The sequence below is a fragment of the Occallatibacter sp. FHG110214_02 genome (assembly GCF_059115385.1).
The window spans coordinates 125,470-139,777 of the sequence record NZ_JBZYWK010000003.1 but is presented as its reverse complement, the minus strand read 5'-3'; the positions used below and the strand labels follow the sequence as shown (position 1 = coordinate 139,777).

The following is a 14,308-nucleotide window of genomic DNA, read 5'->3' as shown; positions in this document are numbered from 1 at the left end:
TGCTTCTGATTCTATTGTGACAGGTTTCGCATAATTGAGCGCAAATTGATCGAAGATTTTTGGGTAATGGAATCAAGGAGTTAGAAAATACTTCCGGGTTTGGGGCTTGACATGAGATTTCCACAGGCTAAGGACGAAGGGCGAGGGACGAAGGACGAGAAAAGCAAAGACAAGAGCAACTGCAGATCCTTCGGCTGCGCTCAGGATGACGATACTCAGGGGATGGGAAGAACTGAGATGAGGAGAACTCTCGGTATGGGTATCCCCGGTCCCAAAATGCCAGAGACCGGGGGTACCCAAACTAATAGCGGCTTTTACTACTGTCGCTGGTTGTACATAAAGACTGCTCGCAGCTCCAGATAAGGCCCGTGGAACTCACGCGGCAACGGTGGGTAGCTGGAGCCCTTGATGGCGCCCCATGCGGCGCGGTCGAGGCCTGTGTCGCCGGAACGGCCCTCGAGCGTCATATCCGAGACCTGACCGTTTGGGAGCACTTTGAAGCGAATTACCACCACTCCCTGCTTGAGGATCGGCGGATTCACCTCGTCCGGAATCAGGGGGTCCCAGGTGCGCTCGGTCTCGCGGTGCCAGCGGATGAGCCAGTTGTTGAAATCGACGCCCTGCGTATCCGAAAGCACCTGCACTCCGCCGGTTCCCGCGCCGGGGTGCAGGTTCATATCGCCGTGACTGGTGGGCAACTGGCCGCTGCTGTAGCCACCCTTCTGCGCAGCGCCTTGCATCGCCTTCTGAAGCTGGTCCGCAGGATTGGCAGAGCCAAGCTGGAAGGCCTTGGCGGGCACAGATTGAGGCCGTGGAGCCTCCGCGGCTGGCGCGGAGGGCTGCGGCTGTGGAGCAGGCTTTGGCGGCTCCGGCGTAGGCAATGCAGGCTGGTCCACCTTGGCCTGTTGTGGAGGCGGCGCCTGCTGAGGCTGTGGCTGCGGCACGGGAGGACGGGGCTTGGCAGCCTCTTCCTTCTGCAGCGTGTCGAGCGTCTTGCGGTCAATCTGCGGCTGCTTCTGCGGAACCGGCTTGATGGCCACCTTGGGCTGGTACTTCTGCAGCAGGTCCGGCGGCAGGTCGAGATACTTCAGGTCTTTGCGCTTGTTGATGGCGTCAAACGGGTCAATCACCTGCGGCTGGCGCAGGATGTACTTCGGAATCCAGGTGATGCCGGAAAGCAGCAGAATGTGGAAGAGAATTGCCCAGAGAACGCCTTCTCGGAGACGCGCCCAGCGGCGCTCATCCTCCAGTTCGCTAATCATGTCGAGCAGTTCGTGCGTGTCGTAATCCACCCAGCGTGAGCCGCCTGCAGTACGGGCGCGTGGGCGCTCTTCCGAGCTGGACTCCTCGCGGGGCTCCATCTCCGGCTCTTCCGGCTGTTGGGCGTTGGTTGGCACTGCGCTGGTGGGCATTCCGTGAGCAGAGGGCAGCTATGCGCCGCTCCGGTTCGATTCCTTTCCGTCTATTCTCTCATCCCTGCGGCAGAGGGTAAAACCGGCAAGCGCGCAGCCGCCCGGACGGCCAGTCCCCAATTACAATGTTCTTTTGCATAGACGGATTTTCACCCTGAAAGGGATGGGTTTTGAAGGCTTTTCTCGCCAAAGTTCTGGCCAAGTGGAATCTCATCATTCTGCCGGCCATTTTGAAGCTGGGTTTCTGGGGCGCTTTCGCCGTCTCCGTCGTGGACGCCTCGTCGATTCCGGTGCCGATGGACGCGATTATTGCTCTCTACGTGTGGAAAGATCAGCCGCACTGGTGGGCTTACGTGCTGCTGGCTTCGGTGGGCTCGGCAATTGGCGGACTGGTTCCCTATGGCATTGGCCGTGCGGGCGGCGAGCTGTTCCTGCTGAAGCGGATTAACCGCCAGCGCTTTGACCAGTTGCGCCACCGCTTTGAAAAGCAGGAGTTCTGGGCGATGGCGATTCCGTCGATGCTGCCGCCGCCGACGCCATGGAAGGCCTTTGCCTTTGCCGCCGGGGTCTTTGAGATGCGCGTGATGCTCTACATCCTGAGCGTGTGTGTGGGCCGCATTGTGCGCTGGGGTGTGCTGTCAGTGCTGGTGCTGAAGCTGGGACCGGGCGCTGTCAGCATCGTGGCGCACCACGCCCGTACGGCGCTTGCAGTTCTGGCTGTGCTGGTGCTGGCCGGGCTGATTGCGTGGTGGATGAAACGCAGGCGGTCGCTGGCTGCTTAGAAGCCCTGGCAGCTAAGCAGACTACTTGCTGCGGGCGAAAGCGTGCGCAGGCTCTGCCGGAAATATGCGGTGCAGCAGCACCGGAAGGCCGAAGACCAGTCCGGCCACAACCGCCGTCGCTGCAACGTCATTGCCATAGAAGGGCAACGCAGCGCTGTAGCAGGCCACGAGACCGGCTGCCGTATGCGGATACATGTTGCTGCCGGCCCACACGGCAAAGTTCGAGACGAGGAAGAACGAGGTCGGCCCAAGGACAACGGCTGCGGCAACGCGCGTCACGGTCGTCTTATCGCGCAGCAGGATGCTGCCGAGTACCATGGCCGCCGCGTACCAGAGCCAGGTAATGACATATCCCTGCCATACGAAGCTGTAATGGTAGACCGCCGTGGTGAGCACGTAGTCGGTAGCCATCAGCGCGGCCATGGGAACCACCATCTCCTTCCACGAGCGCTTTGCGCCGAAGTAGAGCAGCATTCCGCCGACCGCGGTGAAGTTGAACCACGGGGCATGGGGAATCAGGCGGCTGGCAACGGCAACAAGCAAAAGAAGATAAGCAGGCATGGGAACCTCGATGGCTGGAAAATGCGCGCCGTGTCGGAATTACCTGATAACTGGCGGCTTCTTTCCATTCTGCGGCGTAGAAGCCTGCCGGTCAACCCATAAGCTCACTTTTGCTCGCGATGGCCGATGCCTTCGGCGGCTTCTTCGCGACCATCCACGATGTAAGTCCATCCGGAAAGACCGCTTGGAGTGCGGCCGGTGCTGTTGGAAAGAAAGGCGTAGGCAAAACGCAGGTCGGTGAACTCGACGGTACTCCATGTGCGACCGGGCGGCAGGTGGGGCGGGTCGATTCCGAGTACGGGGGCCTGGCCGAGATCGCGTACAACGGCCCATGTGCCCCAGTCGAGATAGACCTGTCCCAGAGGCGTGCGTTTGGCTGTTTCTACGGCTGGCGTCACCTCCGGCTTGTAGAGCACGTCGGCCTTGGGGTCGCTGTCGATGGACTGCGTGCGCGTGTTGATTTCCGCAAACTGGTAGTCGGACGGGGTTTCGACAATCGCGTGCCAGCGCCATGGGTTGACGGGGTAGGGTTCGAGGCCGACTCGCAGCACGGGTGCGTTGGTTATCGGTTGTTGCGCGAGCAATTGCTTTGCCTGCGACTGCTCAAACCAGCGCCAGATGCCTAGCGCAAGCATGCCGGTCAATGCGAAGATGGCCCAGCCTCTGCCTCGGAATGGAGTTTTGCGTGCGCCTATTTCGCGGTCGGTCATACCGAGGATGGCTGGCATGATGAGCGCGAGTACCAGCAGGGCCCATACGATGGGCTCGGCGATGAACCAGATGCTGGCTTCATACCAGCGTGGGTTGAATGGGAAGAATGGGCGTACGCCGTAGCTGTTGGTCCAGTCGAGAAGGATGTGGCTCAGTGCAGCGAGGAGCGCTGTTACGTAAAGCCAGCCCCATTGGACTGGAGCGGCTGGAGGGCGCTTTGTTTTTCGCGCGAAGTGGCAGAGAGCGATGACACCGACGACAACGGCTGCGGTGACGGGCGCTGCGAGGAATGTATGCGTGATGCCGCGATGGTGCTTGAGGCTTTCGACGGGACCGCGCAGGCTCCAGAGGACATCGAGGTCGGGCGCTTCGGCGGCGAGCGTTGCGGCTACGGTAGCGTAAGCCGTTTTGCGATTCAGGCCTGCTCGCCCGATGCAGGTTCCGGTGAGAAAGTGTGTGACTGGCTCCATGCGCTCTGCGGATTATCGTATCGCAGATGGGCGCGCTGACTTGCGAATATGCGGCCTCCTATAATCGGCGCATGAGTGTTACGCACGACAAAGAGCGCATCGAAGAGCTTCGCAAGCAACTGCGTCATCATGAGCACCTTTACTACGTGATGGATGCGCCGGAGATTTCAGACGCGGCCTACGACAAGCTGATGAATGAGTTGAAGCGGCTGGAAGAGGCGCATCCTGAGCTGGTGACGCCGGACTCACCGACGCAGCGCGTGGGCGGCAAGCCTGCTGAGGGATTTCAGAAGGTGGCGCACTCGCGGCCTATGCTCTCGCTGGATAACGCGTACGATGAGGCTGACCTGCGCGACTGGGACCGGCGTGTGCATGAGCTGGCGGGGAGCATGCCAGTGGAGTACGTCTCGGAGTTGAAGCTGGATGGGCTGAGTGTGGCGCTGCACTATGAGCCGACGGAGAGCGGCGGTGCGCGGCTGGTGCGCGGAGTCACACGCGGCGATGGGCAGATTGGCGAAGATGTTACCTCGAATATCCGGACGATTCGCAGCGTGCCGATTTCGATTTCTGCGGCGGCGTTGAAGAAGGCGAATCTGCCGCAGAGCTTTGAAGTGCGCGGTGAAGTGGTAATGCCGTTGAAGGGCTTTGAGCTGCTGAATGAGGAACGCGAGGCGCAAGGGCTGCCTCCTGCGGTGAATCCGCGCAATGCTGCGGCTGGAACGCTGCGCACGCTTGAGCCAGGCATCGTTGCAAATCGGCGGCTTGTTTTCTTTGCTTACTTTCTGCTGACGGAGGGTGAGTATCTTGCAGCGGGGCAGTCGGCCACGCTGGATGCGCTGACGGCGCTTGGCTTTCGCGTGAATCCTCATCGCGCACGGGCGCACTCTGTTGAGGAGATGCTGAGCTTCATTGCGAAGTCGGAACAACAGCGTGCAGGGCTTGGTTATGAAATTGATGGCGTGGTGATTAAGGTGGACTCGCATGCCACGCAGTTGCGTCTTGGCTATACGGGCCGCGCACCGCGCTGGGCTATTGCGTACAAGTTTGCTGCGCAGACTGCTGAAACAACTATCCAAGATATTCTCTGGCAGGTTGGACGCACGGGGAAGGTTACGCCGGTTGCAGATGTGGCTCCGGTTTTTGTTGGCGGCACTACGGTGAGCCGCGTAACGCTGCATAACTGGGAGTTCATTGAACGCCTTGGTGGGCTGCGGCCTGGCGATGTCGTGGAGATTGAACGAGGCGGCGATGTGATTCCCAAGGTTATCCGCGTGGTGAAGCCTTCGGACAATGCGCAGTTTGTGCGCATCAGCACATGCCCCGAGTGCAACAGTGTGCTGGACCGTGCGGAAGGCGAAGTGGACTGGCGCTGTGTGAATGCCGATTGCCCGGCGCAGTTGCGTGAGACGCTGCTGCACTTTGGCTCACGCGATGTGATGAACATTGAAGGGCTGGGCGAGGCTGTAGTTGCACAACTGCTTGACCGTGGGCTTGTGCATCACGTTGCTGACCTTTACTCGCTGACGGAAGAGCAATTGGTAAGCCTTGACCGCTTTGCGGAGAAATCTGCGAAAGCTCTGCTCACGGAGATTCAACGCTCGAAGCATGCAGGGCTTGCGCGCGTGTTGATGGGGCTTGGTATTCGCTTTGTCGGCGAGCGCACGGCGCAACTGCTTGCGGAGGAGTTCGGCTCAATCGACGAACTTATCGCCACCAGTGAAGCTGGACCAGAGGGAGTTGAAAAGCTGGAACGTGTGGAAGAGGTTGGGCCAAAGATTGCCGAGTCGATTCACACTTACTTTGCGCGGCCTGCCAATCGGCACCTTGTAGAAAGCCTGCGAGAAAAGGGCGTTGTGATGACTGCGGAGAAGAAGCAGCGTTCAACGGAGCTTGCGGGCATGACGTTTGTATTGACGGGCACGCTGCCGACGCTTACTCGCGATGAGGCTAAGCAAAAGATTGAAGCCGCAGGCGGGAAAGTCTCCGGCTCGGTGAGTAAAAAGACGAGCTACGTGGTCGCGGGCGAGGAAGCCGGCTCCAAGCTCGACAAGGCACGCGAGCTTGGTATTGCCGTGCTGGATGAAGCTGCGTTGCTGGCAATGCTGGCCAGCTAAAACTTGTGGCGGCGCGAACCGGCCTCGTTATGCTGGCCGCGTTCGCGCTCCCGTTGCCATGCGTCGGCTCGCCACTGGTGCGAAACATGCTTCGGTGCCGCTTCTGCTTCGCGGGCAACGGGCGTATCGCTTACTGGCTCCGTGTTGGTAATGAGACGTGCAGAAGAACCGAACTCATCGTCATAGGCAGAGGATGAGGTAAGGCTGGCGTCGATTGAGAAAACGCGCGGTTCCACAGATTTGCTTTCCGCACGTTGCGTTTCGGGGATATGTTGCGCTGCGAGATGCGGCTCTGGCGCTGCTTGTTCCGTTGAAGCTTCCGGCTCGGCGGCAGCGCGGTCTTCAGCAATCGTCTGCGCCATGAATTCATCAACCAGCTTGTGCAAACAGGTTTGCCCGCAAAGATGCCGCGCGCCAGCCTTCTTGCAAAATCGCGAAGCCCAACCGCCGATGCGTAGTTCCCCGCCCTGCTCATAGGCAACAAACCAGTGATTCGTCTGTTTCTTCTCTGCCCCGCAGATATCGCACGAAATTGCCAGCCGGATCACAGCCCTGCTCCCTGTACCGCTCTTCCCGGTATTCATCGGAGCGGCTGCGTGCGCCATCAGCCGCTGCGCGAAAAAAAGGTGACGAGTTGCGAAATGGGAAAAGAGGTGGGGAGGGTTTTCTGAAATGGATTTGCTTTTGCGAGTTAGCCGCGCTTTGCGCGATAGCGAGTTAGCAGGTTAGCGGATTGCTTTTCTGCGTATGACAAACCGGATTTTGGAACCTGCATGGCATTCAGAGAATAAGCCGGGGCTAAAGCCCCGCAAACCTGAGCCTCTCTTCAGGGGCCTGAAGGCCCCTGCTCCCTCCGAAGAATCAAATTCCGATTCGTCAGATACGGCTTATGTCTCTCGCTGGCGAATAAAAATGTCCGCTCTCATGTGTTGAGAGCAGGCATGGATGTTGATGTGTTTGCGACGCAGTAGCGGTTCGCCGTGCGCGCAGCACTTATTGTGCGGATGGCGCGAAGTATCCCTTTTTGGCGCGGACCAGATAGCGACGGTCGTTGCAATAGAGATAGATTGACCGGAAGGCTCCGTCGTATTTGAAGTCTGCCGGCGTGTAGGTCAGCAGGTACTGGCTGCGCAGTTCGGCTTGAATGTCCTTGAAGCTGGACGACATCTCTTCTACCGATGGTGGGAAGAAGACCTGTCCGCCGGTCTCCGTGGCCATGTCGGCGAGAATCTTGTCGCCCTTGCCGCGGCTCGGTGTCCAGTTGGTGCTGATGGCGTAGATGATGGTCTCGGAGCGCTGGCACATCTTGATGGCTTCGTCCTCGCGCACGCGGCTCTGGTTGTCATCGCCGTCGGTGATGAGAATCATGGCCTTGCGATAGGGCTCGGGGCCGCGTTGCGTCAGCAGCTTGTCGCGGCATGCGGTGTAGACGGCGTCAAACATGGCGGTACCGCCGCCGGGGCGCAGGCGGTTGATGCCGGTTTCCAGCGCATCAATGTTGTTGGTCCAGTCGGCCTTGACGCTGGGCGTCACGTCGAAGCCCATTACGAATGCCTGGTCGCTGCGGGCCTTGAGGGTTTCGAGCAGGAACTCGACTGCCGACTGCTGCTCGAATTCAAAGCGCGTGCGGATGGAGGTACTGGCGTCAATCACGATGCCTACACGCAGCGGCAGATTGGTTTGCTGACGGAAAGAGGTAACCCTGGCGGGCGCCTTCTGATCGTCGAGCAACGCAAAATCATTCTGCTGCAGGTTAGGGATGTAATGGCCGTGCTTGTCCGTGACCGTAAAGATCAGGTTCACTTCGTTGGCGCCGAGGTGCAGGATGGGGCCGTCGTCAGAAGCCTGTTGCTGCTGCTGAGCAGGAGCCTGTTGTGCGGGCTGCTGGGCAGGCTGTTGCGGAGCCGGCTGTTGAGCGGCCAGCGAAAAGACCGAGCCAATGGCCAGGAAGGCCATGCCTGTGTGCTGAAACAACCGCCGGCGAACCGGCGCAGAAGGGAAAACTCGCGCGTCCATGACTGCCTTTATTCTATCAATCGAAAATCTTGCAAGCATTCTATCAAGCGCTTTTTGACGCATCTGTGCCTGCCTCCAGACGTACAAGAAACTCTTCAAGCTCGGCAGGAAGAGGTGCATTCCAATGGACTTGCTTGCCGGTGATGGGGTGAGCGAATTCCAACTCAGCCGCATGCAGAAAGTTACGCTTAAGCGAAAGCCGCTCCGCTGGCCTGTTGCGGCGCGCGGCGCGGGTGGTGATGACGTTGGAGGCAACCTGATCGGTAAGCTGGCTGGATGCGCCGTAGAGCGTGTCGCCCACGACGGGGTGGCCGATGGAAGACATGTGCACGCGAATCTGGTGAGTGCGTCCGGTCTCGATGCGCACCTCGACGAGCGTGAACTTGCCAAACCGCGTGCTGATGCGGCGCAGAACGGTGTAATGCGAGATGGCGGAGCGGGCACTCTCTTCCGATACGCGGGTTGTCATGCGGGTGCGGCGTACCGGGTCGCGGCCAATGGCGGCGTTGATGGTGCCGCGGTCACGCTCGACGTTTCCCTGCACCAGCGCGATGTAGGTCTTCTTCATCTCGCGGCCAGAGAATTTTTTTGCGAGCGCGGCGTGGGTTTTGTCGTTCTTGGCTACGACGATGAGGCCGCTGGTGTCTTTATCGAGGCGATGAACGATGCCGGGACGGAGCTCGCCACCGGTTGAGGAGAGCTTGTGGAAACGGTGCAGCAGCGCGTTGACGAGCGTTCCTTTGCTGCTCTCGTCTTCATTCTGCCCTGCGCCTGCGTGGACCATCATTCCGGCAGGCTTGTTGAGGATGGCGAGGTTGTCGTCTTCGTAGAGGACGTCGAGCGGAATGTCTTCCGCTGTGGCCTTCAACGGCACGGGACGCGGTTCACCGTGGATTTCAATCTGCTCGCCACCGCGAAGCTTGAGGGATGCTTTGGGGACTTCGCCCTGGATGTGGATGCTGCCCTGGTCCAGCAGCAACTGCACGCGCGAGCGGCTTACGCCATCGAGCTGCGATGCGAGGAAGGCGTCGAGACGCTGTCCGGCAGCTTCTGCGGGGGCTACGAGTGTTTGAGAATCAGGCATGCCGCACCTCGGTTGCTTTTCTTTCGCGCAGCAATATGGAGCCTAACAGAACCATGAGGATGGCTGCGATTTGCGGGTAGTCGAGCGCGCCGTGCAGCACTGCGCCGCGGCCTTCGCGGTCACGCCAGAACTCCGTGAGGAAAAGAACTGCGCCGCCGCCCATGAGCGCGATGCCGGTGGCGTCGCCGGAGCGGGCGCGAAGATACATGAGGGCTACGAGCACGATTGCGAGTGTCAGCAATCCGAAAGCTGCGTAGGCCTGCACGGGATGCACCGGGACGCCGAGCGGAGTGCCGCTCCAGCGCGTTGCCAGCGGGTCGGTGTAGACAACGGCCCACGGCACCGTGGCTACGCTGCCAAAGCCGGAGCCAGCTAGCAGCGCGCCTACTTGTTCCAAGGCGAGGCCAAGTAACAGGGGAGCAGCAAGCACGTCGGCTGTTGCGAGCAGAGGCATCTTCATGCGCCAGGCATAGAATCCTGCGGCGAGAATGCCAGCGAGCGCTCCTGCGCCTGCGAGCAGAGGGTTGTGAATCATGGCCAGACCGAGCATCCACAGGGGATGCGCCAGCAGGTCACGCCAGTTGGCAAGGATAAGCAGCAGGCGCGCACCAACAAGGGCTGCGCACAGGCCAACAATGGAGAGATTCCATACCTGCTGTGGAATGAGGCCTGCGATAGAGGCCAGTCGCTGCGCAAGCAGAAGCGCGAGCAGCACGCCGACCGCGGCAATTGCGCCGTAGCTCGGGATGAATAGAGGACCGATGTGGAAGAGAACGGGATGCACCATGTTCAGGATAACTGGTGCACCCGCTTAGAAGGGTAGAACCCGACCCACTGGGCCGTGAGTGATGCGCCGGTGAACCCGTCCTAAGACGGTGGGACTCTCCGCGGTTCCTTAGGCATTCCGGACTGGCGGACACGGCACACAGAACCGATTATTCGAGTCGAGCCCCTGTTCAATGAATGTTGGTTCATCCGACGTTGACCACTGCACCTGCTTTGCAGGCCGGTTTCTATTGCGGATAGTAGGGGCTGCGGCGAGGAATTGCAAGTCTTGTGCCGGATGGGCAGGTTATGCTACGCGGCATAAGTCGTTTCAAATGCGAACGCCGCCCATATGCGGACGGCGTTTGCAGCACACATGTGCGTTCAGTGCTACGAAGCTGACTTGAGATCCGCTTCCAGCACCTCATCCAGCAAGCCACGCAGCGCGGCAGCGCGAACATGACCAAGCTTTACGCCCTTGGTTGTTTGCTGCGAGAGCGAAAGCTCGTCAGCAAGGTTGAGCGCGGCAAGAACGGCTACACGCAGCGAATCCACCGTACGTCCCTGCTCGGCAACGGCACGCATCTTTGCGTCCACTTGCGCGGCAAGCCCGCGGATGTGCTCCTCATCGTGACCAAACAGGTGATACGTCTGGTCATAAATTTCAACCGTTACGTAGTTGGCCAGTTCCTGCTGCTCCATAAGCGTTAAATCTCCAGCGCGTCGAGTTGGGAAAGCAGGCGCTCCACGCGTTCACGCACGTGTTCGCGCTCAGAGCGCAGCGACTTTACTTCGCCCTGCAGTTGCTCTACCTGCCCGAGTTGCTCAAGGATTTGTTCTTCGTGCTCGTTAATCCTGGTGGTGTGGTCAACCAGCTTGGCTTCCAGCTCTTTTACGTGGGTCTCGGCGGACTCGCGGGCTACTCGCTCGCGCTTGACGAGATTCACGGCGCGCAGCACGCGCTCTTCGAGAGCAGTGAACTCATCCACGCTCAGTGCCAGTGAGGCAGGCTCGGCGGCGCTGTTTGCGGGCTGCTGAATCTTTTCCGCAACCTCTGTTACTTCGGACTCTACTGTAGTTTCGGGCATCTAAAAAACCTCCACGCGGCGCGTGATTTCTGTACGAGTATAGACGCGCCACGGGAGGTTTCCTGGGCTAAGAACGCAGACGCGCACCAGCCTTGCTAACGGCCTGCACCACTTTGGCCTGCCATTCCTGCAATTCGTCTTCGCGCAGGGTGCGGTCCGGGGCCTGGAAGGTGACTCCGAGCAGAAGAGCGTACTCGCCTGCGCCCAGTTTCGGGTCGCGGAAGAGCTCGCGCGGACGCCACTCAACCAGTTCGGGAATTTGCAGCGAGGCCATAGCGGCGTTCACGGTTTCCCATGCGACGCTTTGCTCAAGGACGAGCGAGAAATCGCGGCGAACAGGCTGGAAGCGAGAGACTTCGCGAGCGGCGGGCTTGTGCAGCGGCAGCTTGTAGAGGCGGTCGAGATAGATTTCGCCGACTAACACTGCGTCTTTCAGCTTGCGTGCCGTGGCTTCTTTTGGATGCAACTGGCCGAACCAACCCACGGTGAGGCCATCGGCAACAATGCGGGCGGCGCGGTAGGGATGCAGCCATTCGGGAGTCAGGCCTGCTTCTGCGGGAAAGCGATCGAAATACACGGAGTCAAGCTGGAAGCGCGCCAGCACCTGCTCTATGACTCCCTTTATGTCGTGGAAGTCGATGGAGCGGCTGGCGTGGAGCGCTCCCTGCTCAGGCAGCGAACCTGCGGCGCCGAAGCTCAGGGCGGGGCGCTCTTCTACCTTTTCGGTTGTGCCGCTGAAGACTGTGCCCAGCTCGAAAAGGCGTACGTCGCTGACATCGCGATGCAGGTTGCCGGCGACCATGGCGAGCATGCCGGGAACGAGCGACGGGCGCATGACGCCGGCCTCTTCACTGAGCGGATTGCCGAGCGGAACGACGAGGCCGGGTTGAGGCGCGGTCAGTGCCGCATCTGTCGCGGAGCAGAAGGTGCTGGCGATGGCCTCGTGGAAGCCCGCGGCGCGCAGCGTGGCGTGAACGGTTGCTTCCGCTTCCGCCCATGGCAGGGCTTTGATGCCTTCTCCGAAGGCAGGCAGCGTGTTGGCAAAACCGTTGTAGCCGTAGACGCGGGCGACTTCTTCGATGAGGTCGATCTCACGCGAGATATCGAGCCGCCAGCTTGGCAGTGTGACTTGCCACGCGGGTGCTTCGCCGGGCTGCGCGGTCAGCTTGCAGCCCAATGCGGTGAGGACCTTCTCGACGGTTTCGGCGGTGATGCCTTCTTTGTCGATGGTTGTTCCGAGGAGGCGGTGGACTTCGCTGAGAGCCAGTTCTACTGGCTTGCGGTCGGCGGTCTTTGCTTCGATGGCTGGAACGCGCACATCGACAAATTCGCCTTCAATGTGGCCGCCGTTGGCGAGGAGAATACCGGTCACGATGGCCGAGGCGGTCTCGCATGCGTTGAAATCCACGCCGCGCTCAAAACGGTGACTTGCGTCGGTATGCAGGCCGTGGCGGCGGGCGGTGCGGCGGACGGCCATGGGGTCAAACCATGCGGCTTCGACGAGGACGTTCTTCGTCTCAGGCGTAATCATAGAATCCCAGCCGCCCATGACTCCGGCGAGGCCGAGCGGCTTGGCGTGGTCGGCGACGATGAGGTCTTCAGGGTCGAGCGCGCGCTCGATGCCGTCGAGGGTCTTGAGCTTTTCTCCCTTGCGGGCGCGGCGAACAATGATGCCCCCTTCGATTTTGTCGAGGTCGAAGGCATGCGTGGGCTGGCCCATCGCAAGCCATGCGTAGTTCGTGGCGTCTACGGCGTTGGAGATTTTCTTTTGTTCGAGAAGGCCGAAATACGTTGCGACTTCCGCACCGGGGAACCAGTCTTTTGTCTCGCCGATTTTTACGTCGCGCAGGACGCGGGCGGTGAAGCGGCCGCAGAGGTCTTCGGCTTCGATAGCGACAGAGAAGGCTGTGCCGGGCTTTGCTTCGGCCAGCGGATAGCTCAGCACTGGCAGAGGAAGGTTGTAGATGGCCGCGGCTTCGCGGGCTACGCCGTAATGGTTCATGGCATCGACGCGATTCGTCGTGATGTCCATTTCGTAGAGCGAGCCGTTGTTTGTGCCGAGGTTGTAAACGCCTTCGACCGCGATGCCGCGCAGAGTCAAATCTTCCGCGAGTTGTGCATCGTCAACAGGGAGTGCGGGGAGAATGGCCCGCAACCATTTCGTCAAAGTCTTCATGCAAACTGCCCCAGGAAGCGCATGTCTCCCGCGTAGAACTGCCCAATTTCACTCACGCCGTACTTCATCATGGCGATACGCTCGACGCCCATTCCGAAGGCGAAGCCAGAAATCTTCTTCGGATCGTAGGCTGGCTGTTTTTCCGCCGCGAAGGCGAAGACGGCGGGGTCCACCATGCCACAGCCGAGAAGCTCAATCCAGCCGCTCTGTTTGCACTTGCGGCAGCCCTTGCCGCCGCAGAAGATGCAGCTAATCTGCACGTCGGCGCTGGGCTCGGTGAACGGGAAGAACGAGGGAAAGAAGCGCGTTTTGACGGACGAGCCGAAGAGCGCCTTCATTGCGTAGTCGAGCGTGCCCTTGAGGTCGCTGAAGGTGATGTTGGTGTCCACGCAGAGGCCTTCCACCTGGTGGAAGATGGGCGAGTGGGTGGCGTCTGCCGCATCATTGCGGTGAACTTTGCCGGGGATGACGATGCGGACCGGGGGCGGCTGCTTTTCCATGGTGCGCATCTGCACGGGGCTGGTGTGCGTGCGGAGCAGCAGGCGGTCGCGCAGGGGGCGGCGGTCCTGATTGGCGATAACGAGCGTGTCCTGCGTGTCGCGGGCCGGGTGGCCGGGCGGGAAGTTCATGCTCTCGAAGTTGTAGAAGTCGGTTTCGACTTCGGGGCCGACGCCGACGGAGAAGCCGAGTGAGGCGAAGACGCTGACGATTTCGTTGAGCGTTTTGGTGATGGGGTGCTCGGCACCGGTGAGGCGGCGCGTGCCGGGGAGCGTGATGTCGATGGCTTCGGCGGCGAGAGCGGCGTCACTGGGGCCTGCTCCGGCGGCCTGGTCGAGCAGGGCTTCCACGGTGGCCTTCAGCGCGTTGAACTTCTGGCCGAGGAGCTTTTTGGCTTCGGGCGGCGCGGCTTTGAGCCACTTGCCGGAGACATCCTGCAGTCGGCCCTGTTTGCGGCCTAGCCATTCGAGGCGGAAGGCTTCGACAGCTTCGGGACCGTCGATGGAGGATGCGTCCGCTTTCGCCTGGGCTTCCAGCGCGGCGAAGGCTTTATCAAGGGAGGCTTCGTCGAAAGCCGTAAGAGTGGGAATCGCTTCGTTCGTCATGCGTAAGTCTCAGAATACTTCACGGA

Annotated in this window: 13 protein-coding genes; 2 read left to right on the top strand and 11 right to left on the bottom strand. The window is 60.4% G+C overall.

From position 1 onward, the window contains the following. Window positions 1-317: 317 nt before the first annotated feature. Window positions 318-1,412, bottom strand: a complete 1,095-nt coding sequence (locus tag AC5S3R_RS04505) for an energy transducer TonB family protein (protein ID WP_494265588.1) — start codon at window positions 1,410-1,412, stop codon at window positions 318-320. A 170-nt stretch (window positions 1,413-1,582) separates the two neighbouring features. On the opposite strand from AC5S3R_RS04505, the gene AC5S3R_RS04500 reads away from it, so the two are divergent. Continuing rightward, entirely contained in the window at window positions 1,583-2,194 is a 612-nt protein-coding gene (locus AC5S3R_RS04500; RefSeq protein ID WP_494265586.1) for a YqaA family protein, read from the top strand. Between the two features lie 21 nt (window positions 2,195-2,215). Here AC5S3R_RS04500 and AC5S3R_RS04495 read toward each other — a convergent pair whose 3' ends face one another. Next, entirely contained in the window at window positions 2,216-2,755 is a 540-nt protein-coding gene (locus AC5S3R_RS04495) for a DUF6580 family putative transport protein (RefSeq protein ID WP_494265584.1), read from the bottom strand. 104 nt (window positions 2,756-2,859) lie between these two features. After that, on the bottom strand, window positions 2,860-3,936 hold the full coding sequence (locus tag AC5S3R_RS04490; protein WP_494265582.1) for a metal-dependent hydrolase: 1,077 nt from the start codon (window positions 3,934-3,936) through the stop codon (window positions 2,860-2,862). Window positions 3,937-4,007: 71 nt separating this feature from the next. Between AC5S3R_RS04490 and ligA the strand changes: the two genes are divergently transcribed. Continuing rightward, window positions 4,008-6,050 carry an NAD-dependent DNA ligase LigA gene (gene ligA / locus AC5S3R_RS04485; RefSeq protein WP_494265580.1) on the top strand — a complete coding sequence of 681 codons (2,043 nt, stop codon included), beginning with the start codon at window positions 4,008-4,010 and terminating at the stop codon, window positions 6,048-6,050. On the opposite strand, the gene AC5S3R_RS04480 is transcribed toward ligA, so the two are convergent. The 8 genes from AC5S3R_RS04480 to pheS form a co-directional block, all read right to left on the bottom strand. Beyond that, window positions 6,047-6,655 (bottom strand): hypothetical protein, encoded by a 609-nt coding sequence (locus AC5S3R_RS04480; protein WP_494265578.1) that lies wholly within the window; start codon window positions 6,653-6,655, stop codon window positions 6,047-6,049. The genes ligA and AC5S3R_RS04480 overlap by 4 nt on opposite strands. A gap of 388 nt (window positions 6,656-7,043) precedes the next feature. Further along, window positions 7,044-8,066: a VWA domain-containing protein gene (locus tag AC5S3R_RS04475; RefSeq protein ID WP_494265576.1), complete on the bottom strand. Its 1,023-nt coding sequence runs from the start codon at window positions 8,064-8,066 to the stop codon at window positions 7,044-7,046. A 43-nt stretch (window positions 8,067-8,109) separates the two neighbouring features. Further along, window positions 8,110-9,150, bottom strand: a complete 1,041-nt coding sequence (locus AC5S3R_RS04470; RefSeq protein ID WP_494265575.1) for an RluA family pseudouridine synthase — start codon at window positions 9,148-9,150, stop codon at window positions 8,110-8,112. Continuing rightward, window positions 9,143-9,937 (bottom strand): prolipoprotein diacylglyceryl transferase family protein, encoded by a 795-nt coding sequence (locus AC5S3R_RS04465; RefSeq protein ID WP_494265573.1) that lies wholly within the window; start codon window positions 9,935-9,937, stop codon window positions 9,143-9,145. Before AC5S3R_RS04465 ends, AC5S3R_RS04470 begins: the two co-directional genes overlap by 8 nt. 368 nt (window positions 9,938-10,305) lie before the next feature. Then, window positions 10,306-10,617, bottom strand: a complete 312-nt coding sequence (locus tag AC5S3R_RS04460; protein ID WP_494265571.1) for a cell division protein ZapA — start codon at window positions 10,615-10,617, stop codon at window positions 10,306-10,308. Between the two features lie 5 nt (window positions 10,618-10,622). Next, window positions 10,623-11,003 (bottom strand): hypothetical protein, encoded by a 381-nt coding sequence (locus AC5S3R_RS04455; protein ID WP_494265569.1) that lies wholly within the window; start codon window positions 11,001-11,003, stop codon window positions 10,623-10,625. A gap of 67 nt (window positions 11,004-11,070) precedes the next feature. Next, window positions 11,071-13,179, bottom strand: coding sequence for a phenylalanine--tRNA ligase subunit beta (gene pheT / locus AC5S3R_RS04450; RefSeq protein ID WP_494265567.1), 2,109 nt, complete (start codon window positions 13,177-13,179; stop codon window positions 11,071-11,073). Continuing rightward, window positions 13,176-14,282, bottom strand: a complete 1,107-nt coding sequence (pheS, locus tag AC5S3R_RS04445; RefSeq protein ID WP_494265565.1) for a phenylalanine--tRNA ligase subunit alpha — start codon at window positions 14,280-14,282, stop codon at window positions 13,176-13,178. The genes pheT and pheS overlap by 4 nt, the downstream gene beginning before the upstream one ends. Window positions 14,283-14,308: the final 26 nt, after the last annotated feature.